The sequence below is a fragment of the Lutibacter sp. B1 genome (assembly GCF_012524075.1).
GTDB lineage: Bacteria > Bacteroidota > Bacteroidia > Flavobacteriales > Flavobacteriaceae > Lutibacter.
In genome coordinates, this window is sequence record NZ_JAAZUI010000195.1 from 1 (window position 1) to 302 (window position 302).

Genomic DNA, 302 nt, shown 5'->3' on the forward strand with positions numbered 1-302 from the left:
CGCAATGCTTGAAATTCCGTCCAATTTCATTCGGATAAGATTTTCCTCTGAAGGACAATCCATTTTGGTAATTTCAAATATTGTTTTATTCACTTGGTTTCTGGGTTTTTCGGCATTACTTACAACGTGTTTGTATATGGCTTCGTTGTGGGAAAATCAGCAAGATTTTTCCGCTGAAGCAATTTTGACAATAAATATAAGAAATTTTTCGATTAAAAAATTTCGCCACAATGAGCTATATACAGTGTTGTACGCTGGCATAATTCATTCTTTTCATTATCTTTTTATTTCTTTTGTCTATT

The 302-nt window shown here is 32.1% G+C and carries 1 pseudogene; it reads right to left on the reverse strand.

Features of this window, described 5'->3' with window-relative positions:
- A pseudogene (locus HGB55_RS15740) lies at positions 1-93 on the reverse strand (cation transporter); the annotation flags it as partial.
- Between the last annotated feature and the right edge of the window lie 209 nt (positions 94-302).